Genomic DNA, 25,410 nt, shown 5'->3' on the forward strand with positions numbered 1-25,410 from the left:
GCAGCACCAGTATAAGAAATGAAGGCGGCCGGATCATACGATCCGGCCGCCTTGATGTTCGTTATTTGGGTGCTTCTGGTTTATTCCGTTGCCAGTGCCGGCTCGCCGATCTGGGCACGGGCCGCGAAATAGGCCTTGGTTTCGGCTATGACCACGCCGGAAAGCCCCAGCAGGCCGACAAGGTTGGGGATTGCCATCAGGCCGTTCACGATATCGGCCAGCAGCCAGATGGTTTCCAGCTTGATGAAGGCACCGCCCGCTACCAGCAGGATGTAAACAGTCTTGAACGGCAGAATGCCCTTCACGCCCACGAGGTACTCCGTGCAACGCTCGCCGTAGTAGTTCCAGCCGAGGATGGTGGTAAAGGCGAAGAAGATCAGGCCGATGGTTACGGCATACTGTCCCAGCTGGGTGCCAAGGCCGATGTTGAAGGCTTCGTTGGTCATGGCTGCCCCGGCAAGGTCGGGGTTGTTCCATACGCCGGTCATGACCAGCACAAGCCCCGTCATGGTGCAGATGACGATGGTGTCGAAGAAGGTGCCGGTCATGGCGATGAGGCCCTGACGCACGCAGGAATCAGTGCGCGCGGCCGCTGCGGCAATTGGAGCGCTGCCGAGGCCGGATTCGTTGGAGAACACGCCGCGGGCGACGCCGTTGCGCATGGCCAGCATCATGGTAATGCCAAGCGTGCCGCCGAACGCCGCTTCAGGGGAAAAGGCCGCCTGAATGATCAGGGTGACGGTTTCCGGAATGCGGCTCGCATTCAGTGCCAGCACAAGCAGTGACGCCAGCACATAGAAGACGGCCGCAAACGGGATCACAAGCTTGGCGGTCTCGGAAATGCGCTTGATGCCGCCAAGGGTCACGGCAGCTACCAGCAGGGTCAGGACGGAGGCCGTCGCAAGCTTGGGAATGCCGAAGGAGCCGGCAGTGGCATCCACAATGGCGTTCACCTGCGGGAAGGTGCCGATGCCCAGAAAGGCCACGCCAATGCCGAACACGGCAAACATGCGGGCGAGGAAGCGGTTGTTCAGGCCGCGTTCAAGGTAGTACATGGGCCCGCCGGACATTTGTCCGTTGGCGTCCACTGTGCGGTATTTTACTGCCAGCAGGGCTTCTGCATACTTGGTGGCCATGCCGAAGAAGGCTGCCACCCACATCCAGAAGAGTGCGCCGGGGCCGCCTGCCTTGATGGCGGTGGCAACGCCCACAATGTTCCCTGTGCCGATGGTGGCGGAAAGGGCGGTGCATAATGCGGCAAATGGTGAAACGTCGCCCTGCGCATCCTTGCCGTCATTCCTGTCTGGGCGGAAGACGTATTTCAGCGCAAGGGGCAGTCTCACCACCTGCAGCAGGCCAAGGCGCAGGGTAAGGTATACGCCGGTGCCTACAAGCAATGTCAGCAGCGGCGGTCCCCATACAAAAGAGTCAATGCGGTCGAGTAATTGCAGCAAGTCCATTTCTGATGTTCCTCATAATGAATGGTTAAACAATCAAAAACGGATGATGCGAACAATGGAGGCAGGAAAATTACGAGAGTCGTACCCGGGTAATAGAGGTGCGGCTAAGGAATTTTCACTCTGTCCTTTTGCCTGAGAGGTTCGCCCATGCCTGGCGGCAGGGTTTGCTCCTTCGGCGCTTCCACGGGGGAAGTCTCTCCAGAGGTTCGTCAAACAGCAGTCCTTTTGCCTGAAAGATTTACTTCTTCGGCGGCATCCACACGCATGCGCGGGAATGCTCTCTCCTGCTGTCGTCATCCGAGTTCCAAAAGCGGAAGAGCGGTATACTCCCGTACATGGCGCTTTGCAAGTCCCCTTGTTGCGATACTGTTGGTCTGCATAGAATGTTGCGTCTTTCCTGACCGTTTCGACAAATGTTTTCGATATGTTGACCATGCGGGCAGTTTCTTTGGAGAGCCAGCACGAAAAAAGCGGCCAGAAGTGTATCTCTGACCGCTTGGTGGTATTGATTGGGATGAGAAAGAAATCGGGCCGTAGCGCTCTTGTAGGTAACGGAAGGTGCCGTGCGACAATGATTCGGTTCAGATCATGACAGGTGAGAAGGCAGGAAGAGCTGCCAATGTCTGCCTAGAACGCCCCATGTCCGGTCAGCACCACCGGTATCGTCTTGGCGAGAATGTAGATGTCGAACCAGATGGACCAGTTGCGGACATAGTAGGAGTCCAGATCGATCCGTCTGTCGTATGAGGTGAGGTTGCGGCCGGATATCTGCCACAGGCCGGTGATGCCCGGACGAATGCGGGAATACAGTGTGTAGGAGTCCTTGTAGCGGTCCTTTTCTTCCTCGACTATGGGGCGGGGGCCAACGAGGCTCAGGTCACCTCTCAAAACGTTCCAGAGTTGCGGCAGTTCATCAAGGCTGGTCTTGCGCAGGAATTTGCCTGCCTTGGTCACACGGGGGTCGTTGCGCAGCTTCTGATTCTCTTCCCACTCCTTCCGGCAGTCTTCGTCCTCTTCCAGCAGGCGGGCCAGAACTTCGGCACCGTTGGTGACCATGGTGCGGAATTTCCAAACCTTGATGGGTTTGCCGTCCATGCCAATGCGGGTGTGCCCGAAGAACACGGGGCCCTTGCTGTCAGTCTTGATCCAGACGGCCATGATCAGGAAAAACGGGGAGAGGGCAAGCAGGCCGCCCAACGCGGCACAAAAGTCGAGCGCGCGTTTGGCCAGCAGACGATTGTTGTCCAGCAGGTTCTGGCGCATTTCCAGGCCGACCATGCCGCCGATATCCCGTGCCGTTGCCCAGCGCTTGCTCAGGGCATCCGCATTGGGCAGCATGATGATGCGGGCGAACAGGCGGTCCAGATGGGCGACAAGGTTGTTGTGGCCGCATTGGTCAGGATCTTCGGGAACTATGGCATAGCTGCCGGGATAGGACGCGGCAATGCGTTCCACATCCGCAAGCGTACCGAGCACGGGCACGCCTTCAAATTCAGTAAGCTCCGTTGTGGATTCCGTGACGACTCCAACAATTTTAAGACCGATGCGCGGGCGCAGGCGGGCGTTCTGGATCATGATGCTGGATGCCGAACCGGTGCCGAAGAGGATGGCCGGAATTCCCCACCGTCCGCGGCAAACGAGGCGGCCGCGCATCCATGCGCGCGTTGCGGGAATAATCGCCATGGAGAGAAGCCAGGAGAAGAAGAAGACCATACGGGAATAGGCTTCAGCTTCGCGGGAGAAGAACGTGAGGGTGCCCAGAACCAGAAAACAGGCGGTTACCGTAAGGCAGAAACGTTTCAGTTCTTCATGCGGCGGCATCAGGGTGCCGGGATACAGGTCGGCCATGGCGAATACCGCGGGGAAAAGTGCAACGACCGGGAGCAGTGCCGCGTATGTGATCAGAGAGAAGTCTCCACCCAAAATGAACCTGAACAGGGTCACGATGGTTATGACGGCAAAGAGTGTTATAAGGTCGGTAAGGGCCATGCGCAGGCCCATGAGTCTGCGGGTGCGTGTTGCGTCTTCAATTATTCCGTTCATTGCGTGCTCGTGTATTCGTCTGTCGGTTTTGCCGACCGCATGTAGTGGTCTGATGGTTTACGTGGTGTGTTGGTTGTAGCAGGCGGTTGTCAGAGCGCCTAATCCGGATTCCGGGGGGCGGATTGCATCAGGCAGGCCCCAATTGTCGCTCCGAGCATGGCCATGCCCATGGAGAGCCACCATGTGCGGTAGAAATTGTGTCCGAACAGGGCGGAGCCGAGGTAGCAGGAATAGCCGCCCCAGAGAAAGGCGGTCATGCGCCACTGAATTGCGTTCGCGCTTTGAAGCATGCCGCGGATGATACGCATTGCACACCAGCCCCAAAGTCCGAGGAGAAAGCTGCAGGCGATAGTGAAGCCTACAATGCCGCCATCAGCGAGGAACTGTATGAAGACGCCGTGCGGATGCGGAATGCGCTCCGAGTTTCTGACCAGTGTCAGGCCCAGTTCTTGGTAGGCCGGTTTGAAGGTGCTGGCGCCCGCTCCCCAGATGGGGTGATGTTTGAATATCTCCCATGCATGCCCCCAGAGTTCCCAGCGGGCGTCCCGCATGGCGGTTTCGAGCGAAATGCGGCTGGGGCCGAAGAGTATGGCGATGCCGAAAAGCGCCATGGCAACAGGCAGGATATACCACCGCTTGCACTGGTGTACGGCCAGAATCAGCGCGGCGCCTGCGACAATGCCCAGCATGCCGCTGCGGGTTTGTGAACCGATGAGCAGAAATGCAGCCGGTACAAGCAGGCATGCAAGGAGACTTAGTCGTCGGGTCTTTGACCAGCGTTCAGGCAGGGCGAAATAGGCAAGACAGGCGGGCAGCATGGCAATGGCGATATAGTTGCCCACCCTGTAAGAGCCCAAAGATCCTGTGAGTCTGCCAGCCATGATCGGGTCCCCGTTGATGGGGTCAAAGCCGGTGATGTACTGCCAGATGCCGACAATACCTTCGCCGAAGGCTGCGGCAAGGAAGGCTATGCCCGTGAGCTCCATATCCCTGCGCGATCTGATGACCTCCAGACCGGCAAAGAGCAAGGGCCAGCTTTCGTTCAGCGTGGGCCGAAGGTAGGAAAAGCTGTGTGCGGGCCAGCCGGAGAGAGCCGTGTTCAGGAAAATGAAGAGAAAGAAGATGGCAAAAAGCCACTTCCCTTGAAATTTCTTCAGGTTGGAGCCTGCATAGTCGTTGAGGTAGTAGAAGGGAAGAAGGATCAGGCAGATGGTGCCCCCGGCAACCTGAAAGGCCTTGCCGAAGGGAAAGAGCAGCCAGCAGGCAATAAAGACGATGCGCATTGCGGCGAGGATGAATGCGCCTCGCTGCTGCGGTGTGTGGCTGGTGTACAGTGAGGTGAGTTTGTTGAGCATGCCTGTGATGTTGTTGACGTCTTCCCGAAAAACTGGGTGGGTTCGTATGCCTTGTTGCGGGTGGGCTCGGCTAAATATCTTGCTTCAGCTCGGCGCTGATATGGCGTTTCATGTTCTCCAGGAACTCTTTTTTGGAGAACCGTTGAACCTGCCGTGCTATTTCTTCTGCGGTCCACTCAACCCCGGCGGCCTCAAATCGATTGATGGCCGCTTCAAGGCTGTGTGCGGTCTGCTGTTCAAAGAAGATTGCCGTCTTCGCATCTATGGCGGAATCGAGAATGCCCCCTTTGCCGTAGGCTATGACGGGCGCGCCGGAAGCCATGGCCTCCACAGGGAGTATGCCGAAGTCTTCCATGCCGGGGAACAGCAGGGCCTTGCAGCGGGCAAGGTTGTCCCGGAGCACCTGAAAGGGCTGCCTTCCGAGTACCTGTACCGTCGGGCCGGCCATTTCGCGGATGCGTTCTTCCATGGGGCCTCCGCCGATCACGACTAGCTTCTTGCCCAGGGCGTTGCAGGCGGCAACGGCCAGTTCCGGCTTTTTGTAGGGAACAAGCTCGCCTGCGAGCAGATAAAAATCGTCGCGTGGCTGCGTCGGGTCGAAGTCGTCCACGTCCACGGGAGGGTGGATGACCGTTGCCTCGCGCCGGTAGCAAAGCTCGATACGGCGTTGGATGCACGTGGAGTTTGCCACGAACGAGTCCACCCTGTTGGCCGTGGAGGCGTCCCACATCCGGAGGTAGTGCAGCAGCGGGGCGGCGAGGATTTTCTTGATGATGGAGGCGTCGGCAAAATACTCGGGCTGCATGTCCCATACGTAGCGCATGGGGGAGTGGCAGTAGCAGATATGCCTCGCAGTGGGAGCAACCAGAACGCCCTTGGCCGGTCCGGATTCGCTTGAAAGAATGAGGTCGTATTCCCTGAGGTCAAGCTGTTCCAGAGCCAGCGGCATGAGCGGCAGGTACCACTGATATTTGGTTTTTGCGAACGGCAGCTTGTCTATGAAGGTTGTGTAGACGTTGTGTCGTCTGATGACAGGCGAGTCCAACGTTTGCGGGTCGTGGACATGGGTGAAGATGTCCGCTTGCGGAAAGAGTTCGCACAATGCTTCCAGAACACGTTCGCCGCCTCTGCGGTTGCAGAGCCAATAGTGGATGATCGCTGTCTTCATAAACCGGGTATGCCGCCGTTTCGAAAAATGCTTGTCGAGTGTGGCAGGGTCTTCTCCGTGCGTTGCAGCAGGGCATTGCCGGAGTACCTCGTGGTGGGGCCGGATTCCACAATGTGATGTCGTGCTATGCAGGCGCGGACTGCAGGTGCGCTTCAAACCTGATCGCAATCGGATCGTTCACAGCCGCAAGAGCCCAAATCAGGCATGCCGAGCACTTTTTCTGGAACCGCCGGAACCGCCAGAACCGCCAGCCATTCATGCCTGCACGTCTTGTCGGGAAAACAGAAAAAACTGCTGCCCGCACACGGTTATCAAAGGGGAATAATCGTGACGACACATAGCAGGGAACAGATAAACTGTAAACCGGACCGGATGGAGCCAAGATCCCGTGCAACGCAGGACCGGCCTACATGTCCTGTTCACCGAGACTGCGAATACAGGCATACCGGAAGCAGCTCACCAGATGGTCGTTGACCAGTCCGGCAGCCTGCAGATGCGCATACACTGTGGTGGTGCCTACGAACTTGAAGCCGCGTTTCTTCAGGTCTTTGGCGAAAGCATCGGAAAGGGGGGTGGATGCGGGAAGCTGCTCCATGCGTTTCCATTCATTCTGCACGGCACGGCCGTCCACGAAACCCCAAATGTATTCCGTAAAGGAACCGCAGGCGGCTTGCACTTCCTGAAAGCGCAGGGCGTTGTTAATGGTTGCGGTTATCTTGAGCCGGTTGCGGATGATGCGTGCATCCATCATGAGCCGCTCCACATCGTCTTGCGTGAGATTGCCGACCGCAACGGGATCGAAGTCCAGAAAGGCTGCGCGGTACCCTTCGCGACGTTGCAGAATGGTGTTCCAGCTCAGCCCCGCCTGTGCGCTTTCCAGTGTGAGAAAGGCAAAATGGGTGTTGTCGTCACGAACGGGAACGCCCCATTCCTCGTCATGATAGCGGGTCATCAGTTCGTTGCTTTCAGCCCATGGGCAGCGTGGTTGCCTGATCATTGCATTCTCCTGTTTGCCTGTAAGGTGGGAAGGATTATTGCCCATGCAGGCGATTATGTGAAGAAGGCTCCTCCTGACTCTGTTGCAGGAAAAGGAAACGGGGTGCGCCCGAATGATGCACCCCGCTGCCTGTTTCAGCCTGAGGAGGATGAGGCTATTTGCCGCCTTCGCGCTTCAGTTCCTTGATGAGTTTGACGAGCTGCTCGGTCTGGCCGGAGAGCTCGCGCAGGGCATCCGTCGCCTCTTCAACGCTGGAGGCCGTATCCATGGCGATGCTGTTGATCTCTTCAATGGCATGGGTGATCTCTTCCGAAGCCGCCGACTGTTCTTCGGCTGCCGTGGCAATGGACTGGATCTGGCCTGCGGATTCTTCGGTACCCATTACGATCTGCGAAAGTGTGGAGCCGGAGGAGTTGGCCAGCGTGGTTGCATGCTCCAGATCCTTCACGGCCGCCTTCATGGCGGAAACGTTGTTGGCCGCAACGCGCTGGATGGACTGGATGGACGAGCCCACTTCCTGCGTGGCGTGCATGGTCTTTTCCGCCAGTTTGCGCACTTCGTCCGCAACAACGGCAAAGCCGCGGCCTGCTTCACCGGCACGGGCGGCCTCGATGGCGGCGTTCAGGGCCAGCAGGTTGGTCTGATCGGCGATGTCGGAGATAACCGTCATGATGTTGCCGATTGCCTTGGCCTGTTCGTCCAGCTGCGCCATGTCGGCGTTCAGGGCTTCGGCCTGCTGCTGCGTGGAGTTCATGGCCTTGATGGACTGGTCCACGATCTTGGCGCCTTCCTGTGCCCTGTCGCGCACCGTGGAGCCCTTGTCCGCGGCGTTGCTTGCGTTCTGTGCCACTTCAAGAACGGTGGCGTTCATTTCTTCCATGGCCGTGGCCGTGGTCTGCAGGCGGTCACGCTGGGTTTCGGTGCCCCTGCGGATGCCGCCGGTCTTGTCGGAGATTTCCATGGTGGCGTGGGAAATGGCGGCCACTACCGCTTCCAGCTGGGTTGCCGCGTGCAGCATGCCTTCGGCACGGGCCTTCTGAGCCTTTTCAAGTGCTTCGTGTGCCTGCTGCGTGGCTGCTTCTGCCGCGCGGGCCTTGTCTTCCGCATCCTCGGTCTTGCGGGTGATTTCGCTCATGTTTTCCGAGAGGCGTTTTGCCATGCTGTTCAATGAAGCGAAAATCTTGCCCATTTCGTCCATGGTGCGTGTTTCGAGCTGTCTGTTGTACCTTCCTTCGGAAATGTCATTGAGGAAGCCCACAACTGTTGTCAGCGGGCGTACCGTGGTGAACTCGATGAAGAACCAGATGAACAGGCCGATGACCAGCAGACAGATGATGAAAACAAACGTCAGGTCACCGATAACGTTATAGACGTTGGCCATGACCTCGGACTTTTCCACGAGGCCGAAGAATTTCCAGCCGAGAGCGGGCGAGGTGAAAACGCTGCCCACATAGTCCACGCCGTTCAGGGAAACAGAGACTTCGCCGCTTTGAACGCTGAACATGTAGGCGTAGGCAGGCTCCTTGAGTTCAGAGACGTTCTTGAAGTTGGTTTCCTTGTCCAGTGGGTTGGCGATGACGACGCCGTCATCCTGTACCATCATGACGAAACCGGTCTTGCCCAGCTTGATGGCCTGCACCATGTCGGTCAGTACGCCAAGGCCGATGTCCATGGCTACGACTGCGTGCGGCTGGCCCTTGAGCAGAACGGCTCTGGCAACACTGATGGTGGCCTCGCCGTTGGTGGACATGTACGCCTTGGAAACGATGGGCTTGTTGGGAGAAGATGCGGCTTCCTTGTACCACGGGCGCTTGGTGGGATTGTAGCCGGCGGGCATGTCGACCGGATAGGATTCGATAAAGCCGCCGAACTTGGTGCCGAGATAGACCTCCATATAGCTGTCATGGCTGTCCTTGACGATCTTGAGGAACTCGCGCAGCTGCTTGCCAAGTTCGTCGTCGTCACGGATCTCCGCCTTGATGTCTTCTTTGGTGTCCTTGTAGGTGGTCAGAGTGTCATCAATCTGCAGGATGAGAGGATGCATGGCCATCATGTTGGCATTCAATTTCGACTGATCAAGGAACAGGGTGACGGCGTTGTCCACTTGTTCCAGTTCCTTGGCTGCGAAGTCAACGAAACTCTCTCGCGACTGTTTGTTGATGTCATATGCCGTGATGGCGAACATGAGCCCCACAGACAGCACGATGACAAGCAGCAACCCTACTACAACCTTGGCTTTGATCGAATTACGCATTAGGCCCTCCTCAGGCTACGGATGCAATTTGGGATTCGCCCCCACTCTATTGCTAGCACAGTATGCCGAATGATTAAAGAGTGTTTTAATCTTATCGCACATTATTGCCTCAACATTATAATGCATTGCTGAAAAAAATGAAGGACGGCACTTTCGTGCCGTCCTTTTGCGTTGTTTGACCTTTCCAAGCCCGTTTAAGGGTACGAGACAATACTGGTTGCCTGCTCATCCCGTTGCACTGTGCGGTAATACCTGATGTCCGGAGTGCCGAACATCATGACATAGCCGTCCGTGTGGTTTTCCGGCACCCCAAGTTTGGCCTTCATGTGCGGGAGCACTTTTGTGAACACCCATTTGCCGAAGCCGCACCAGACCGTGCCGAGTCCCAGCGCGGCGGCCATGAGCTCGAAATAGCTCAGGGCAATGTGCGGGTCGGCTTCCGGAGAGGGGGAGTTTTTGGGGGCGGTCACCCACAGCATGTGGGGAGCGCCGCGGAAGACCAGGTCCACGCCCCGGCCCCACAGCTTGGCGGCAGTGCCGAAGAACTCCATGCCTTCCGGCAGGCCTTCGCCCGCCATGCGTTCACGTATGCCATCATATACATCGGTACGGATGGCCTGCATCACGTCCTTGTCGTCGACCAGCAGGAAATGCAGGTTGAGGCTGTTTTTGCCGGTGGGCGCCGTTCTGGCGACGGTCAGCAGCCGGTCGAGCACGGCCTTGTCCACGTTTTCCTGTTTGTAATGGCGCACGGAGCGCCTGCCGCGGAGCAAGGTTTCCATCTGATCCGCTGTGGGCATGTTGCCCTTGAGGGGCAGGCTGTCCTCAGGGTTTTTTCCGAGAATGGACAGGGCTGCAGTGGGGCATACCGCCAGACAGTGCTGACACCGGATGCACATGGACTCCTTGTCCGGCGCGACGGAGGGTATCTCGTCCCGCATGGCGATAACGCCCATGGGGCAGTCCCTGACACATTCCCCGCAACGTACGCATGCTTCTTCGTTAACAGTGAATTGGATCATGATTCCTCGCTTATTCTATGGCGGGCATTGCCCTCTGGTTTTGGTATTAAATGGCAAGGTGTGCCGTATGAGCGGCGTGAATATAGCACGTACTGTCATTTTAGAAAGAAGGCACAAAAAAGTGCCTTGGTGGTGTGCAGGTATCCTTATGCAGCCGCAGGGCAGAACGTGGCGGAAATCATGCTTCCTGAAATTGCGCATTGGAGGAAATGGCGACCGGAAATGAAAAGAGCAGGCCCGCCCCGTTCTTGGGGCGGGCCTCATTGTGTATGTCGTGATGCAGGGGGCTAACGTTGCTTCTGGTGGAAGTAGTCGCTTCCGGGATTTCGCTCCAGATGGCGGAACCGTTTTACAGCATACTGGGCAAAGTACCCGACAATGCTGGGCAGGTCGGATTGCGTCCATGTCTGATAAAAGGAATCTCTCCCCATGAGAGAGTCCGCCAGCATGAAACCGTGTTCGGATTCCGGTTCCAGCGTGATTTCTTCGTACTCTACCGGAATATCACTTTCCAGTGCCCTGGAGAACAGGTCCTGCATGGAATGTACAAAGAATTTCTTGATGTCTTCTGTGGACTCTGCATGGTCCATGCGCTGCCGGAACGCGGGAGTGATCTCCTGCTGGATCTTGGTGAACGACATCTGTCTCGTCATATCGCCTCCTGTGTGACAGTGGAGTTACCTGATGTAAAGGTAAGGCATCCTGCACAGTGTACAATGATATTGCGGCGGATATGTCCGCTCCACGTCGCGGGGGAGCCGTATACGGAAAAGCCCCTGCCGCGCGTAAGGCGGAGGGGCTTTGGGAGACAAGACGCTAGCGAATGACAGGAATGCGGCCTGCTCATGACCAACGGGCAGACAGGGGCAGTCTGCCTGCGCAAATGGGCCGGGCGTCACTCCTGCTCAGGTGGAAGGGGCAGGCGTTCGAACAGGGCCTGCTCCAGCGAGCGGTTGCCATGGTCTTCATGGGTATACCGGACGCGTACGTGCGGCTTGTTGATGGAGATGAGCCGCTCAAGGCGTATGGGGGTGCCCAGCAGCACACTGTCGCAGTCTGTGCCGTTGATGCTCTTTTCAAGGTCGGCAAGCTGCTTGCCTGAATAGCCTATGGCGGGCAGGGCGTTGCCTATGTGTGGGTGTGCGGCAAGGCTTTCTGCTATGCTGCCAACCGCTGCGGGGCGCGGGTCGGCAATGCCGGATGCGCCGTAGAGTTCGGCGGCAACCTGCGCGGCTCCGTAGCCCATTTCCCCGTGCGTGAGTGTGGGGCCGTCTTCCACCAGCAGAACGCGTTTGCCCGCCACCAGTTCAGGGGCTTCAACGGTCACGGTGGATTTTGCCAGCAGAATTTCCGCAAGCGGGGCGTACTGGCGCACGGACTCGGTGACCTGCGCTATGGCGGGCAGGGGGGCGGAGTTCACCTTGTTGATGATGGCGATATCCGCAAGCCGCAGGTTGGTTTCACCCGGATGATAGGCGTGTTCGTGCCCCGGACGCAGCGGATCCAGTACGGTCACGTGCACGGTGGGCTTGATGAAGGGGGTGTCGTTGTTGCCGCCGTCCCAGACGATGACGTCGGCTTCCGCCTCGGCGGCGGCAAGAATGCGGGCGTAGTCGACACCGGCAAAAACGGTGAAGCCCTGTTCCACGTGGTGTTCGTATTCCTCGCGTTCCTCAATGGTGCATTGGGCCTCGTCCATGTCTTCAAGAGAGGCAAAACGTTGCACGGCCTGCCGTTCCAGATCGCCGTAGGGCATGGGGTGCCGTATGATGGCGGCCCTGAGTCCCCGGTTGCGCAGCAGTGCGCAGATGTGACGGGTGACGGGCGACTTGCCGCAGCCCGTGCGGACGGCGCAGACCGCAATCACCGGCTTGGAGGAAAACAGCATGGTCTGTTCCGGTGCCAGCATCATGAAGTTGGCCCCATGGGCATTCACCAGCGAGGCTCGGTGCATGACGGTTTCATGCGAAATGTCGCTGTAGGAGAATACTGCCGTGTCCACCCTGAACTTGCGCAGCAGTCCGGGAAGCCTGTCTTCGGCGATAACCGGTATGCCCTCGGGGTAGCCTTCGCCCGCAAGGGAGGCGGGGTAGCAGCGGCCGTCTATGTCGGGAATCTGCGTGGCTGTGAAGGCTGCGACCTTGTATGCCGGATTGTTCCTGAACAGCACGTTGAAGTTGTGGAAGTCTCTTCCTGCCGCGCCCATGATGATGATTGTTCGCATTGCAGCACTCCTGAACGGGAAAACCGTGTGCGAGGTTATGCCGGAGAGGACGTCGTGACGACCCTCCTGCCGGAATAGGCTGTATCATTGGTTATGGTGCCGTCCGCCACGGTGTAGAGAGCGGCGGAGGGTGCCTTGGACAGCAGTGTTTCCGCAGTCTGAGGATGACAGGTGAAGAACAGTATCTGATTGTGTTCCGCCAGATGCGACAGGGCTTCGGCCGTGCGCGCGGCTCTGCCGGGATCGAAGTTCACGAGGATGTCGTCCATGATCACGGGCAACGCTTCCCCTCCGGCTGAGTGGCTGAGGATGAACCCGAGTCGCAGGGCAAGAAAGAGCTGTTCCCGCGTGCCCCGGCTGAGCTGTTCCGGCAGGCGGCTTTCGCCGCCTTCGCGGATGGCGCGGATGGAATCGTCATCAAGGCTGGTATGCAGGCCGCTGTATGTCCCGCCCGTTATGGTGCGGAAGAAGCTGCTGGCATGCTGGATAACTGCGGGTTGGCGCTGCTGTTCAAATGTCCGCTTTGCGGTGAGCACGAGCTGGCGCGCCATGGCGTGGCGTGCCCACTGACGGCTCAGGATGCGCAGGTCTTCCCTGATGGCGGCTTCGCGGTTGCGCAGGTCCGAAACCTGTTCTGCCGAGGCAAGGCCTTTGAGAGCGGTGTTGCTGTCGCTGATTTGCTGGCGCAGTTCATCCTCCCGCTTCCGGTCCTCGGCAACGGTTGTGAGCAGCGTCTGCAGACGGGCGGCGAGTTGGGCTTTGGCATCGTCCGAAAGCGGTTCTGCAAGGAAGAGTTCCAGTTGGCGGCTGGGAACGGTTTGGTCTCCGGCTTCCTCCGGGTCTCTTGCGCCGCTGGCGAGAGCCGCTTCAAGCGAGACCTGCAGGGGCGTCAACTCATTCAACACGCCCACGCGTGCGGCATGGGCCATGCCGCGCTGGCGGAACAGTTCCTCGGCTGTGGGGAGGACGGAGACGGCTTCATCGGCCTGCTCAACAGCCTGATTCGGTTCCAGTGCACCGCCATGTTCCAGCAGGGCGCGGTACTCTGCGTTGAGGGAACGTATGCGTTCCTGACAGGCGTGCAGGCGGTCTTGCAGTTCGGGCAGTTCGCGTTCCAGTGCGGCATGTTCGGCTGCGGCCTCGCGGGACGCTGCAAGGGCCTGCGAAAGAAGATCCGTGGCGGCAAGCCGGTCCACGATGCCTTCGGACGTCAGCGGGGGCTGCAGTTGCAGTGCCTGTTGCGCCGCGGCAAGCAGGGTGTCCTGCATGTCGGCGTAGGCGTTCATGGCGGTCTGCAGGGCTGTGCGGGTATGCTGTAGCTGATCCTGCGAGTCGAGCAGGGCGACGCCGTCGTTTACAAGGCGCAGGGCGCCAAGGGCCGTTGCGGGGCTGAGCGTGCGGGCAAGACCGCGGGAATCCAGCCATGTCTGCCATGCTTCGGTCTGTGTGGCGAGTGTGGCGGTGACGGCAGCTTCTTGGGCGGCGGCGTTCTGCACTCTCTCTTCACAACATGCGACCTGTGCATGGCGCTCCGCAAGCACCTGTGCCGCACGGGCACGCTCCGTGGCGGATTCGCGCAGTTGCCGTGCGTTTTCAATGGCCGTGTCGGCCTGAGCGAGGAGTTCCTCTTCGTTCAGGGGAGTGTCAGCTTCAGGCGTGCCGGCAGGCAGCCTGCGGGCAAGGGCCAGATAGCTTTCAACGGTCTGGCGCATGGCCGAGGTTTCGTGTGCTGCGCCGTCAAGCGCCTGCATGCGGGCATGTATGCCTTCTGCTCTGTCGAAGACGGAAAGGGCCACTTCCGGCGTGGTGGTGGCGGGGAGCTGCAACTCGCGGGTGCGTACGTTCCATGCCTGTCTGGCAAGATCGCGCTCGTTGCGGGCCTTGTCGATAGTGCGGGCGGCATCCGCTGCCTGACGGAGCAGGCGTTCCCGCTCCTGTCGCAACTCCTCCATGGAGCGGAGCAGGCGGGCGCGGTTCTCAGCCGCATCGCGCATGGCGTCAGCGGCAAGTTCTGCGCGCTCAAGTTCTTCGTTAGAAATGGAGACTGCGCCGGAACTGATACCGGCGCCGGGGCACAGAGCCTGTATCTTTTCGGCAAGTTCCTGCAGTTCTGTCTCGACTATAGCCAGTTGCACTTCTGTTTCCGCCCCGCGGGCAGAGGAGCGTGAGCGCAGACTGAGCAGAGCTGCGCCAAGCAGTGAAGAGGCAACCAAGGCAGCGCCAAGGTAGGAAAGGGGGAAGGCGACATCGGCGAGCAGCGCAGGAATAGGCAGCTTGTCCAGCGCCACGAGCCCCAGATAACAACCTGCGAGGAACAGGGTGGACAGGACGGCATAACCAACAAACGCGGCTCCGCCTGCGTTGGCATGTCCGGCGCGGGCCGCGTGCAGGTCGTTCAGCCTGCGTTCCGCTTCGTCATGGTGTCGCAGCACGCCGCGCAAGGTGCGCAGGGCCGAGCGGCGGGCGCCCGCCTCCTCCCGGGTCGGCGCGCTGCTGTGCTGCAGTTCGGCCTGCCGCTCCCTGAGGCGTCCGTCCAGAGGTTCCAGTTGCGCCGTCACTGCCTGATGCAGGACCGTGGCATCGTGCAGGCTGCGTTCCGTATCGGCAAGGGCACGCCCCGCCGCGGCAACGCTTTCCCGCGCCGTGAAAGATGTGTCGAGGTGGCTGATGCGTTCGCGGGTCCAGTCCGGAACCAGTTTGGCAATGTCGTTGTCCAGCTCCTGCGAGGCAAGGGTGTATGCCTGCCGTTTGCGGGGCAGTTCTTCCAGCAGCCTTCGCACGTGCTCCCTGCGGGAGGCCAGTTCCTCGATCAAGGCCGGATCGCCCTGCATGTCCTGTGAGGCAAAGCGTTCCATGATGGCCTGAGCATCTTTGCGCCCCGCGAGGGCTTCCTGCAGTTCCCGTTTCCGGATCTCATGCTGTTCGCGGGCGTGCAGGAGTTCGGCCTCGGCCTGCTGCATGGCGCGGGCGAACTGTTCAATACGTTCCTGTGTGAACAGGGAGCGGTCAAAGTTGCGCAGCCTGCCGGTATCCCATTCGTTACCCAGCGCTTCCAGAATGCGGTTCAGGTCGCTTTGCGTGTGGTCAAGCGCAGTCTCTGCGGTTCGCAACTGATCGATACGTGACCGGTACTGGGCCTTTTCTTCCGCAAGACCGGTAATGCCGTGCTGCAGCTTCAGAATGGCCAGATGGGCGGGCAGATTCAGGTGCCGCTGGCGTTCCTGCAGCCGCTGAAGCTTGGCGGAAATACCCTGCAGGTCCTCGTGGCGTTCTGCCAATGCATCACGCAGGCGGTCCAGGCGGGCAATGCCCTCGGTCGGAAAGTTGTCGATAGCTGGCGAGATGGAGGCGAGGCGCATCCGCAATTGCTGCAGGCGTTCGGCCTGCTCCCAGAGGGACAAGCGGCGTTCAAGTGCCGCGCGCTCGGCAAGGCGCTCCGTCTGCTGGCTCTGCAATGCCTCCAGTTCGGCTGTCATGGCTTCGCGTTGCGCAGTGGTCTGCTCGTATGCCAGCACGGCATTGTCGCTTTCCTTGAGCTGGCGCAGGACATCATCCAGTTCCGCAAGCTTGCGGTTCAACAGGGGCTTTTGCCCGCTGGATTTGTAGAGGGCGTCCATGGCGGCATCAAGGGATTTGAGCACCTGTCCTACAGGTTTCGTGGCCGCACCGAAGCTCGCGCCATAGAGGGCGTGGCGCACTTTTTCGCCGTTCAGGGAGGCCAGCTCCTGCAGTTCAGAAAGGGAAAAACCGTAGACGGCTTCGTAAACTTCCTTGGTGACGCCGCCAAGCAGGGTTTCCAGTATGGCTGCCTCAAGCGGAGTGCCGGATTCGGTCTGCAGGGAAACGGGACCGCCCCGTACGCCGGGTCTGCGTTCCATGCGCAGCAGGCCGTGCGCACCGGTGTGCAGCAGCAGGCTGCCGCCCGGTGTGCCCCCTCGCAGCGCAGGAGTGAATTCCTTGTGGCTGGGGGTGGGAAACCCGAACAGGATGTGGCGGAAGAAACGCAGGCAGGTTGTCTTGCCTGCCTCATTGTTGCCGAGGAAGATGGAGATACCGTCCGGCAGGCCGTTAACGCTCTGTTCCGCGAAAATGCCGAAGCCGTCCATGGTGAAATTGCGGATGATCATTGGTCGGCCTCCAGCAGGTCCATGCACAGCAGCTCTGCCTCATCGAGCAGGCGGGCAAGCTCGTCTGCGTCCGGCGGATCAATGGCCTTGCGCAGCCTCGGCTTGTCGAACATGGCGGAGAGGGCTTCGGTAAAATGGGTCGCAAGGGCGGAGTCACCTCCCTGTCCGCGCAGGGACTGGGCTGTGCGCAGGGCTTCGCCCAGCAGGTCGGGGCGACGCCGCTGGGCATCCATGTCCACGTCAGGCCGACAGGCGAGTTCGATATCCTTGACCCAGATGAAGGGCGTCTGCACGGCGAGCGTGTCGCGGAGCCGTTCCAGCAGATCGGCAAGCGTTCCCTGTGCGCGCAGCAGGTGGTCGAGTGGGCCGCGTCCGGTGAGGGTGATGCGCAGAATGAGGCCTTCGGGAGCATCGGGCGTGATGCCCCAGACGCTTCCGCCAGCCTCGCAGGCTTCCAGTTCTTCCGCCAGACTTTGGTCTGCGGCCGAGAACAGGGCGTCATCCAGCTGTTCCGCCGTTTCGTGGCCGGAGATATCCACCTCCACCTTTTTCCAGAGTACAGGAGACAGGGGGAACAGGCGCACGTTCAGACTGTGGTCCCGGTCTGAAAGCGATGCCTCCGCGATCATGCAGCCGTGCAGGCCCTGCTCGTTGATATGCAGTCCCTGCGGGCTGCCGGGGTATACTGCATGCGGGTTTTGGCTGACGACCTGCGGTTCGTGGATGTGTCCGAGAGCCCAGTAATCCAGACCGGTTGCAGAAAGATCGCTGAGGGTCGCGGGTGCGTAAATATCTGATGCCGCCACTGTGTCGAGGGTGCAGTGCAGCACACCTATCTGTACGGCGTCGTGCAGGGAGCGTTTGAACTTGCGGGCGAGGGATTTGCGTTCGCGCGGCGAGGCATGGCTGATGCCATGCACCACTGCCAGCAGTTCCCCGTTGCGGGTGAGTTCAACGAGGTCCGGAGCCTCGGTGCCGAATACGGAGACGTTGTCCGGCAGGGTGATGGAGGCGGCGCGGGTGGGGTAGGGATCATGGTTGCCGTGGGCGATGAACACCCGCACTCCGGCATCCTGCAGACGCAGGCAGCCGTCTCTGAGCGCCAGCTGTGCCTTGAGGCTACCGTCTTCATGGTTGTAGATGTCGCCTGCCAGTATGATGGCGTCAGGCTTGAGTCTGCAGCCGAGTGTCACAAGTCTTTGAAAGGCGGTAAACGTGGCTCGCTGCAGAGCAGTGCGCACCGAAGCGGGGGCATCGGAAGCGATACCCTTGAAGGCGGCGTCGAGATGCAGGTCAGCCGCATGAATGAAGCGCAGCGGGCGGTCTGAAGGCGTTGAGGTCATGTATGGGCCGAAGGGCTACAGGGTTCGGAAGAAAACAGGGAGAGCATGCGCCGGAGCCAACGGTGATTCACCACGCGTGGAACTGCCTCATTCTATCATAAAGCGCGCGCGACATGAATGGGCAATTGGGCTCTTCCGCCCGAAAAGAGATGGGAAAATGGCATCGGGGCCGGACATGGTCTGCGGCAGCGGGTTGCCGCAGTTGCGATCAGTTCTTGGAGAAGATCAGCGAGTTGTCCTTTGCATCGTCAGCGCGATCGGTGCAGGGCTCTGCCTGTTTTGCACTGCTGACAGCCGTGCAGGGGAGAGGCGGGGGAATGACCAGACCGGCCTGAAGGTTGCGGTCTATGATGTCGTGGATGGCGTCTGCAACAGCGGTTGCCGTAGCCTGATCCTGCTGGAAGATGTTCTTGCCGGCGTCTATGCGTACCTTGGTGACGCTGTCCGTGACGTGGGACACTTCGATGCTAACGGGATATTCCGCGGTTTTGCCCTGAATGGTATCGCCTTTTTCGTCCTGTTCAACCTTTTCTATGTGTATGGCCAGTTCCTGCATTGCCGCATGGGTCGCCTTGTATACGCACCAGTACGGCTGTGGATAGGAGCGTTCCACCACGTCCTCCATGGACTGTTTGGCAGTGGCGACACCGGCGGCAGCGAGCCCGACGGCGGTGACAACGCAGCCGGACTGCAGAGGCAGCAGGCATAGTATCAGAAGAAGCAGGCAATGACGGAAACTGGGCATGGGACGATCTAAATCCTTGCAAAAAAAGGCAACAGTACAGGGCTTACTATAGTGGAAGGTAGCAACACTTGCCAAGCAGGTCAACAATACTGTGAAGATCGTTCGCCATGGGGCGAGGGCGGGGGGTGAAGGGCGGGAGGGCTGCCGCGTTTGGCAGGGAGGCGGGGATCAGAGATCGGATGGCGCGAGGGGGGCAGGCGGAACGTCGAACGGCGACTTCCAGTCCGGCAGGCAGGTAAAGGTCAGCGTCTCGTTCCCCGAAGCAGGCGAGTCCGCGGGGGCAGGCAGCACAATGCGCCATGCGTGCAGCAGCATGCCTTGGGCACAGGCCGGACCGCCGTACTTGCGGTCGCCCAGAATGGGAAAGCCCCGGCCTGCAAGCTGGACGCGAATCTGATGGGTTCTGCCCGTGTGCAGGCGGACAGCAAGCAGGGTGGCGTTGCCTCTGCGCAGGACGGGTGTGACCGTGCAGGAAGCCTGTGCGGAAGGGCCATCGTCTCCCCCCGTAGTATTCCCTTGATCCGGGGACAGGCGGAGCACCCGTTCGCCCTTGGCGGTGTCGCGTTTGCCGAGGGTGTCCTTCAGTGTGACAGGGGTTTTTTCAGGCCAATCTCCCTGTACCCATGCAAGATAGAACTTCCCGATGGCGTGTTCGTTGCGGAACAGGGCATGCAACGATTGCAGGCGTGCATAGCTGGTGGCAACCAGCAGCAGGCCCGAGGTGTCCTTGTCCAGGCGGTGGGCCGGTGTCGGCATGAAGGGCGCGTCGGCAAAGCAGCGGGCAAGGCGCGAGGTGACGGCATCGGCATGTCCGGTGCCCGGCTGCACGGGAAGACCGGCAGGCTTGTGGAGTACCAGCAGACCTTCCGCCTGCGCGGCGACAGACAGTCCTGCCTGCTCCAGCCGCGCTGCATGGTCCGGAGACGGCGTTCCGGGCGCGGATGTCGGGCCTGGTCTCATGTCTGAATGCGGGTCTGCGTTTGTAACGGGGGCAGCTTCGGGCTCTTCGGAATGGAAGGGGGGAACGCGCACCACATCCCCCTCGGCGATTCTGTCGAAAGGCTTTGCGCGCCCTTTGTTTACACGTACCTGCCCTGTGCGGATCCAACGCATGACGGCAGCCTTGGGAACGTCTTTGCCCAGCCTGCGCTGCAGAAACTGCAGAAGCTTCTGGCCGGATTCTTCAGGGGTTACCGTAATGTGCTGCACTCCGCTCATGCGTTTCTCCGTATCGGGCGTAGCGGGTAAAAAAAGCCCGGTGAAACATGTCCACCGGGCTTGAAAGGACACTATGCGTGACGACTATTCCTGCTTGAAGTCCTTGTGGGTTTCGGCGGAGGGGTCGTTCTGGCTCATGTCGAGCGGGTAGGCGAGCAGCATGGTCTTGCGATCTCCCATACCGGTATTGCCGGGGTGGGTGTTGATGCAGACCACAAGGTCGCGGATGCCGTCGTTGTTCACGTCCTTGACGTCAAAGGCGACAACGCTGCCCTTGATGCGGCGGGTCTTCCATTGCAGGCCGAGGCCGACGCCGTCCCAGTACAGGGAGTGGATTTCGCCCTGCGGGAAGAAGCGGTAGCGGTCAAAGAACTGGGCAGCTACAGATACGGGCTTGTTGACCAGCAGTTCCCAGCGGCCGTCGTTGTCGAAGTCGGCGGGAATCATGGGCAGGGGAATGAAGTACTTGGACGGAATGAGCAGGGTATCCTTGCCCATGTTTCGCATGGACTGGTTCTGTTCCAGACCGATGGACGCGCCGGAGTAGCCGTCATCGGTTTCCGCAAGACGGGCGAACTTTTCGGAGTAGACGCGCAGGTGTTCGCTGTCGGCCTCAAGCAGGATGAACTTGGGGTCTTCGGTATTGCTTGCGGGCAACCAGACAAAGTTGAACAGGTTGGCGCCGTCCGGCAGGTCGATCTTGCGACCCTTGTCCCAGCCGCCGCCGGTTTTCACCATTTCATAGATCGGTTCGCGCCACATGTTGTTGCCGTTGGAAAGGCGCTGGCCGAGCAGCACGGGCATGAAGTCCGGCGGGAACTTGGCGATGGAGAGCAGGTATCTGATCTTATCGCTTTGAACGGAGAATTTGCCGTTCTGGTAGTTCAGAATCATGGACTGCGGAGCCTGTTGGGTGTCCACGGCGCTGATGACGATTTCCATGATGCCGTCGCGGTTCAGGTCGGCAGCGCGCATGGAGATAAGCGTCAGGCGTGCGGCCGATTCAAACGTGGCGAGGGGGGTCAGGCGCGCGCCGTCAAAGCTGTAGGCACCCACTTCGCGTTCGGTAAGCAACAGCACTTCGTTCTTGCCGTCGCCATCCAGATCCTCGATCACCATGGCGTGCGCGGCAATTTTCAGGGCATTGGAGCGCAGGCGGCTGCCTTCCTCGGTTTCACCGGCGTAGCGGAACTGCGGGTTCAGGTATACCTGCTGGTTGGCGGTAAGCTGGTTCTGCTGGATGGCGGGGTTCATCTGGTTCACCATCTTGGGCTGAGCCGCATCGGCAACCGGAGCTTCTTCGCGCTTGAACACTTCGCTGTTGATGGCTTCGGCAAGGTTCTTCAGCGTGGGGATCATCTGATCCACCTTGCTGGTGGCGGAACGGGGCCAGTTGGAGCCGTCTTTGCCCACAACCTGTACGTCGATGGAGCTTTCATCGCCGATGATGGTGGTGGAGCCGTATACAAGGTAATCAACGCCGATCTTCTGCAGCGCGGCTTGTGCCTGAGACTGGGAAGAGGGCGTGGCAACGCCGGCGTAGGCGGACTTGTCCACGGCCACGAAATTATCCTTCCAGTACAGACGGGAAGTCAGCATCTGGGGAATGGCCTGTTCAAGATGCTTGTAGGCAACGGGGCCGTTCACCTGAAAGGGGAGAACCGCAAAGGTTTTCGCGGTCTCCGCAAAGGCGGAAAGAGCACCTGCTACGAGCAGCAGGCAGGTCAGGAATGCCGTACGCACGGAAAGACGCATACTGTCTCCTTGAAAAAAATTCATAAAACGGCTTTGATAGCCGGGGTGATCGCTTACAGTCGCTCATCCATAATACCTCTTGCCCGTTCAGGCAACCATGAGGTAGAGCCGCGAGGCCGTTGGGAACATTTTTTTACAAGTTTTTATGACCGGAGTCCGCTTCGTGACCAGAAAGAATGCCGCATCACCCGTCCGGAGCCGTAAGCGGACCGACAATGCCGAGCAGGCTGCCCCGCAGTCTTCCGCCCGATCCTTCAGGCTTGTGTGCAAGCCGGAACACCGTCCGCTCGTTGAGGAACTGCTCAGGGCGCAGGGCTATGACTTTGAACCCGAACCTTTTTCGGAATGGTGCCGTAGGCTCACGATAGAGCCGCGCCCGCTCGGTTCCAGTCTTGCCGCCTTTTTCGGGCTTATCTACATTCAGGACCGCTCTTCCATGTTGCCGCCGTTGGCGCTTAACCCTGCCGCAGGCAGCTCCGTGCTGGACATGTGCGCCAGCCCCGGCAGCAAGACCGGCTTTCTGGGCCAGCTTGTGGGGCCGGATGGCTTTGTCATGGGCAACGAGCCCAACCATTCCCGTCTTGCCACCCTGCGCCAGAACCTGTTCACCCTGAACCTGCTGCACTCCGCCACCTGTTCTTACGGCGGCGAAGCCCTGCCTCTGCCTTCCTGCATGTGGCAGCAGATTCAGCTGGACCCCCCGTGCAGCGGCTGGGGCACCGTGGAACGTCACCCCGACGTGCTCAAGCTGTGGCAGGGCGACAAGGTGAAACCCCTTGTGGGCATTCAGCGCAAGTTGCTGGAAGAGGCGGAACGCCTGTTGGTCCCCGGTGGCCGTGTGGTCTTTTCCACCTGCACCACCAACGTGCAGGAAAACGAGGAGCAGGTGCTGTGGGCAAAGGAAACCTTGGGCCTGGAAGTGGACCCCATTACCCCCTTTGCGGGCTTCACCTTTGAGGAGCCCTATCTTGCGGGCTGCGAAGGCACCCTGCGTGTGGACCCCGAAGCATCCGGCGCACAAGGCTTCTACATCGCGGCCTTCCGCAAGCCTCTGGATGCCCCCGTGCCCGATGATAACCCGCACTGCGATGTCGGCCTTGCCGCCGACATTCTGCCCCGCCATCATCTGACCATGACCGGCGTGGACCCCGACCTGCTGCCAGAAGGCGAGATTGCCGTGGTGAACGAGCAGGCCATCTTCCTGCAACAGTTCGCGCTGGACCATTTCCCCAAGCAGTTCCGCTGGCGCGGTTTCCCCCTCGGCAAGGTGGCTGCGGGTGAAGTGCGCCCCTCTCCCCGCCTGCGCACCCTCATGCCGGAATATGATCAGACCAACGGCATAAACATGGACGAACCCGCCCCCATTCTGGCCCTGCTCACCGGCCAGAGCCTGAACGTGGAGACCACCGAAAAGGAACTGGGCCTCTACTTCCGCGGCCTGCCGCTGGGCAGATTGCGAGTGAAGGGGAAGAGGGCATTGTGGTCGGAGAAGTAGGGTTGTTGGTTTTGGGTTGAATTGAGAAAGATAAGAAGAAAAGCCTCGCCAGTCGGCGAGGCTTTTTTAGTGTACGTGGCTTGAAAAGCTATTGGTCGAGGCGGGCAAGGTTGTTCTGCACTATCTCTACATTTGTTGCAAATCGGGCAGGGCTCTTCCTTTTGAACTCTTGGAAAATTTTCAGAGCTTCTTCATAGCAGGAACGTGCATCTGTTTTGCGGCCCTCAACTTGGTTCAGGTACCCAATGTTGTTAAGTGTCGTGGCCACATCAGGCAGAAAGACCTCCGGATTTCTGCTAGCGAGAGTGCGTCTGATTTGCAGCGCTTCCTCGTATGCGTCTCTTGCCTCCTGAATGCGTTTTTCGTTCCAGTGCAGTACGCCCAGATTGTTGAGTGTCAGGGCTACGTCAGGCAGGAATGTCTCCGGATTTTTGCTAGCGAGAGTGCGTCTGATTTGTAGTGCTTCCTCGTATGCGTCTCTTGCCTCCTGCATGCGTTTTTCGTTCCAGTGCAGTACGCCAAGATTGTTGAGCGTCAGGGCCACGTCAGGCAGGAATGCCTCGGGATTTTTGCTAGCGAGAGTGCGTCTGATTTGTAGTGCTTCCTCGTATGCGTCTCTTGCCTCCTGCATACGGTTTTCGTTGCGGTGCAGTATGCCAAGATTGTTGAGTGTCAGGGCCACGTCAGGCAGGAATGCCTCGGGATTTTTGCTAGCGAGAGTGCGTCTGATTTGCAGTGCTTCCTCGTATGCGTCTCTTGCCTCCTGCATGCGGTTTTCGTTGCGATGCAGTACGCCCAGATTGTTGAGTGTCATGGCTACGTCAGGCAGGAATGTCTCCGGATTTTTGCTAGCTAGCGAGCGATGTGCTTGCAGCGCTTCCTCGTATACTTCTCTTGCCTCCTGCATGCGGTTTTCGTCAGAGTGCAAGTTGCCAAGATTATTGAGCGTCCTAGCTACGTCAGGCAAGAAGGCCTCCGGATTATTGCTAGCGAGGGTATGGTATTTTTGCAGAGCTTCGTTATATGCGTCTCTTGCTTCCTGCATGCGGTTTTCTCTGTGGTGCAGTTCTCCCAGGTTGTTGATCGTAGCAGCCACATCAGGCAGGAAGGCCTCCGGATTATTGCTAGCGAGAGTGCGGTAGTTTTGCAGAGCTTCGTTGTAATGCAAGGTCGCAGGGGCGAATTGGTTGTGTTTCTGAAGGAAGTAAGCGTAGTTGAAATGCCGATTAGCGGCTTTCTCCGGTAGAACGGAGCTTCGCAACGCATTCTCAAAGGCTTCCATTGCTAGCTGAATGCGTTGAGTTCCCAAGTCGAAATCAATGGCGGTGAGCGCAGCCTTCAGCATGAATTCTTCGGCATTGTTCTCAATCTGCTCTGTTAGCTGCTGCCTTTGTTTGTCCAGTGCCCCTATGCGTTCCAGCATGGCAGCCTGTTCTGCCTTCATGCCTGCATCGTCCAGCGCCTTTCTGGCCGCATCGAAGTCGCCATTCTCGAAGTAGGCTTTTGCCTTACGGTAGCGCTCCGTATCTATGTTGATACGCTCAATCTCTTTGGCGAGATTGCAGACGCCGCGCTCAAACTCTTTAATCTCTTGTTCTGCTTCCTGTAATTGTTTTAGAGAGGTGGATACATCATCCAGAAAGCTAGGATCCTCAGGGTACTGCTTAGCACGGGCTACGGCCTTGTCATAAGGGATGTGAGCTTCCTCAACCCGCCTGCGCAACTCTGCATGCTCAGCTGATTTATCAATGATGTTGGTGATGTATATGTTGTTGGCGAGGTTTATGTCACCACTTCCCGAATGGTTGACGCTCGGGTTGTCTATAGGCAGAGAACTCATTTCTTCACCGTAATCGTATTGGCAACGTTTATGTTGCCAGAGCCGTTATGGGTGATGTTCCCCGTGGTTATGTTGACGGTTGGGGTTCCCGCCTGCAGCGCTTCCAACTGCTGTCTGATTGTGTCGTTGCTTTCCAGAACGGCGAGCAGGGAGTCTTCAAAGCGGGTTTTCTCGTCATCTCGCACAAAGGCGATCAGGCGCTCCGCTGTTTTGCCAAGGCAGGCTTTCACGGCATCGTAGGCAATGCCTCCTGCAAGGGCGCTCCAGACAAACGGTACTATATCCATACGGCTCTCCCTCCTGTTGGCCGGTATGCGGCATCGCAGAAAATAAGCGGGTATCGGCTGCTATTCGTGAGTAGGCA

At 59.0% G+C, this 25,410-nt stretch carries 17 protein-coding genes and 2 riboswitches; of the genes, 1 reads left to right on the forward strand and 16 read right to left on the reverse strand.

Annotated elements, in window-relative coordinates:
• Window positions 1–80: 80 nt before the first annotated feature.
• The 14 genes from N1030_RS13930 to N1030_RS13995 form a co-directional block, all read right to left on the reverse strand.
• Window positions 81–1,460, reverse strand: a complete 1,380-nt coding sequence (locus tag N1030_RS13930; protein ID WP_265826082.1) for an alanine/glycine:cation symporter family protein — start codon at window positions 1,458–1,460, stop codon at window positions 81–83.
• Window positions 1,461–1,578: 118 nt separating this feature from the next.
• Window positions 1,579–1,664: riboswitch (glycine riboswitch) on the reverse strand.
• A 3-nt stretch (window positions 1,665–1,667) separates the two neighbouring features.
• Window positions 1,668–1,757: riboswitch (glycine riboswitch) on the reverse strand.
• Between the two features lie 330 nt (window positions 1,758–2,087).
• Complete coding sequence (wbaP, locus tag N1030_RS13935; protein WP_265826083.1) at window positions 2,088–3,503, reverse strand: undecaprenyl-phosphate galactose phosphotransferase WbaP; 1,416 nt, start codon at window positions 3,501–3,503, stop codon at window positions 2,088–2,090.
• A 98-nt stretch (window positions 3,504–3,601) separates the two neighbouring features.
• Complete coding sequence (locus N1030_RS13940; RefSeq protein ID WP_265826084.1) at window positions 3,602–4,858, reverse strand: O-antigen ligase family protein; 1,257 nt, start codon at window positions 4,856–4,858, stop codon at window positions 3,602–3,604.
• A 70-nt stretch (window positions 4,859–4,928) separates the two neighbouring features.
• On the reverse strand, window positions 4,929–6,026 hold the full coding sequence (locus N1030_RS13945) for a glycosyltransferase (RefSeq protein WP_265826085.1): 1,098 nt from the start codon (window positions 6,024–6,026) through the stop codon (window positions 4,929–4,931).
• Window positions 6,027–6,432: 406 nt separating this feature from the next.
• Window positions 6,433–7,023 carry a DNA-3-methyladenine glycosylase I gene (locus N1030_RS13950; protein WP_265826086.1) on the reverse strand — a complete coding sequence of 197 codons (591 nt, stop codon included), beginning with the start codon at window positions 7,021–7,023 and terminating at the stop codon, window positions 6,433–6,435.
• 154 nt (window positions 7,024–7,177) lie between these two features.
• Window positions 7,178–9,277, reverse strand: a complete 2,100-nt coding sequence (locus N1030_RS13955; RefSeq protein ID WP_265826087.1) for a methyl-accepting chemotaxis protein — start codon at window positions 9,275–9,277, stop codon at window positions 7,178–7,180.
• Between the two features lie 194 nt (window positions 9,278–9,471).
• Window positions 9,472–10,299, reverse strand: coding sequence for a nitroreductase family protein (locus tag N1030_RS13960; protein ID WP_265826088.1), 828 nt, complete (start codon window positions 10,297–10,299; stop codon window positions 9,472–9,474).
• Window positions 10,300–10,586: 287 nt separating this feature from the next.
• Window positions 10,587–10,952: a hypothetical protein gene (locus N1030_RS13965; protein WP_265826089.1), complete on the reverse strand. Its 366-nt coding sequence runs from the start codon at window positions 10,950–10,952 to the stop codon at window positions 10,587–10,589.
• A 242-nt stretch (window positions 10,953–11,194) separates the two neighbouring features.
• The gene (locus tag N1030_RS13970; protein ID WP_265826090.1) at window positions 11,195–12,523 is read right to left on the reverse strand and encodes a cyclic 2,3-diphosphoglycerate synthase; all 1,329 of its coding nucleotides are present in this window, start codon (window positions 12,521–12,523) and stop codon (window positions 11,195–11,197) included.
• A 35-nt stretch (window positions 12,524–12,558) separates the two neighbouring features.
• Window positions 12,559–16,650, reverse strand: coding sequence for an AAA family ATPase (locus N1030_RS13975; protein WP_265826091.1), 4,092 nt, complete (start codon window positions 16,648–16,650; stop codon window positions 12,559–12,561).
• Window positions 16,647–17,993: a metallophosphoesterase family protein gene (locus N1030_RS13980; RefSeq protein ID WP_265826092.1), complete on the reverse strand. Its 1,347-nt coding sequence runs from the start codon at window positions 17,991–17,993 to the stop codon at window positions 16,647–16,649. Before N1030_RS13980 ends, N1030_RS13975 begins: the two co-directional genes overlap by 4 nt.
• A 208-nt stretch (window positions 17,994–18,201) precedes the next feature.
• A complete protein-coding gene (locus N1030_RS13985; RefSeq protein ID WP_265826093.1) occupies window positions 18,202–18,738 on the reverse strand; it encodes a DUF3568 family protein in 537 nt (178 codons plus the stop codon).
• Between the two features lie 168 nt (window positions 18,739–18,906).
• Window positions 18,907–19,956, reverse strand: coding sequence for an RluA family pseudouridine synthase (locus N1030_RS13990; protein ID WP_265826094.1), 1,050 nt, complete (start codon window positions 19,954–19,956; stop codon window positions 18,907–18,909).
• 84 nt (window positions 19,957–20,040) lie between these two features.
• The gene (locus tag N1030_RS13995) at window positions 20,041–21,711 is read right to left on the reverse strand and encodes an FG-GAP-like repeat-containing protein (RefSeq protein ID WP_265826095.1); all 1,671 of its coding nucleotides are present in this window, start codon (window positions 21,709–21,711) and stop codon (window positions 20,041–20,043) included.
• A gap of 262 nt (window positions 21,712–21,973) precedes the next feature.
• On the opposite strand from N1030_RS13995, the gene N1030_RS14000 reads away from it, so the two are divergent.
• The gene (locus tag N1030_RS14000; RefSeq protein WP_265829071.1) at window positions 21,974–23,206 is read left to right on the forward strand and encodes an RsmB/NOP family class I SAM-dependent RNA methyltransferase; all 1,233 of its coding nucleotides are present in this window, start codon (window positions 21,974–21,976) and stop codon (window positions 23,204–23,206) included.
• Between the two features lie 88 nt (window positions 23,207–23,294).
• On the opposite strand, the gene N1030_RS14005 is transcribed toward N1030_RS14000, so the two are convergent.
• Together N1030_RS14005 and N1030_RS14010 are read right to left on the reverse strand one after the other, a co-directional pair.
• Complete coding sequence (locus N1030_RS14005; RefSeq protein ID WP_265826096.1) at window positions 23,295–25,046, reverse strand: tetratricopeptide repeat protein; 1,752 nt, start codon at window positions 25,044–25,046, stop codon at window positions 23,295–23,297.
• On the reverse strand, window positions 25,043–25,333 hold the full coding sequence (locus N1030_RS14010) for a hypothetical protein (RefSeq protein ID WP_265826097.1): 291 nt from the start codon (window positions 25,331–25,333) through the stop codon (window positions 25,043–25,045). The genes N1030_RS14005 and N1030_RS14010 overlap by 4 nt, the downstream gene beginning before the upstream one ends.
• Window positions 25,334–25,410 lie beyond the last annotated feature (77 nt).

Source organism: Desulfovibrio mangrovi (genome assembly GCF_026230175.1).
Classification (GTDB): domain Bacteria; phylum Desulfobacterota; class Desulfovibrionia; order Desulfovibrionales; family Desulfovibrionaceae; genus Halodesulfovibrio; species Halodesulfovibrio mangrovi.

Excerpts from the sequence above, each read along its gene's own strand:
- N1030_RS13930 (WP_265826082.1), bottom strand. The coding sequence starts at position 1,460 with ATGGACTTGCTGCAATTACTCGACCGCATTGACTCTTTTGTATGGGGA.
- wbaP (WP_265826083.1), bottom strand. The coding sequence starts at position 3,503 with ATGAACGGAATAATTGAAGACGCAACACGCACCCGCAGACTCATGGGC.
- N1030_RS13940 (WP_265826084.1), bottom strand. The coding sequence starts at position 4,858 with ATGCTCAACAAACTCACCTCACTGTACACCAGCCACACACCGCAGCAG.
- N1030_RS13945 (WP_265826085.1), bottom strand. The coding sequence starts at position 6,026 with ATGAAGACAGCGATCATCCACTATTGGCTCTGCAACCGCAGAGGCGGC.
- N1030_RS13950 (WP_265826086.1), bottom strand. The coding sequence starts at position 7,023 with ATGATCAGGCAACCACGCTGCCCATGGGCTGAAAGCAACGAACTGATG.
- N1030_RS13955 (WP_265826087.1), bottom strand. The coding sequence starts at position 9,277 with ATGCGTAATTCGATCAAAGCCAAGGTTGTAGTAGGGTTGCTGCTTGTC.
- N1030_RS13960 (WP_265826088.1), bottom strand. The coding sequence starts at position 10,299 with ATGATCCAATTCACTGTTAACGAAGAAGCATGCGTACGTTGCGGGGAA.
- N1030_RS13965 (WP_265826089.1), bottom strand. The coding sequence starts at position 10,952 with ATGACGAGACAGATGTCGTTCACCAAGATCCAGCAGGAGATCACTCCC.
- N1030_RS13970 (WP_265826090.1), bottom strand. The coding sequence starts at position 12,523 with ATGCGAACAATCATCATCATGGGCGCGGCAGGAAGAGACTTCCACAAC.
- N1030_RS13975 (WP_265826091.1), bottom strand. The coding sequence starts at position 16,650 with ATGATCATCCGCAATTTCACCATGGACGGCTTCGGCATTTTCGCGGAA.
- N1030_RS13980 (WP_265826092.1), bottom strand. The coding sequence starts at position 17,993 with ATGACCTCAACGCCTTCAGACCGCCCGCTGCGCTTCATTCATGCGGCT.
- N1030_RS13985 (WP_265826093.1), bottom strand. The coding sequence starts at position 18,738 with ATGCCCAGTTTCCGTCATTGCCTGCTTCTTCTGATACTATGCCTGCTG.
- N1030_RS13990 (WP_265826094.1), bottom strand. The coding sequence starts at position 19,956 with ATGAGCGGAGTGCAGCACATTACGGTAACCCCTGAAGAATCCGGCCAG.
- N1030_RS13995 (WP_265826095.1), bottom strand. The coding sequence starts at position 21,711 with ATGCGTCTTTCCGTGCGTACGGCATTCCTGACCTGCCTGCTGCTCGTA.
- N1030_RS14005 (WP_265826096.1), bottom strand. The coding sequence starts at position 25,046 with ATGAGTTCTCTGCCTATAGACAACCCGAGCGTCAACCATTCGGGAAGT.
- N1030_RS14010 (WP_265826097.1), bottom strand. The coding sequence starts at position 25,333 with ATGGATATAGTACCGTTTGTCTGGAGCGCCCTTGCAGGAGGCATTGCC.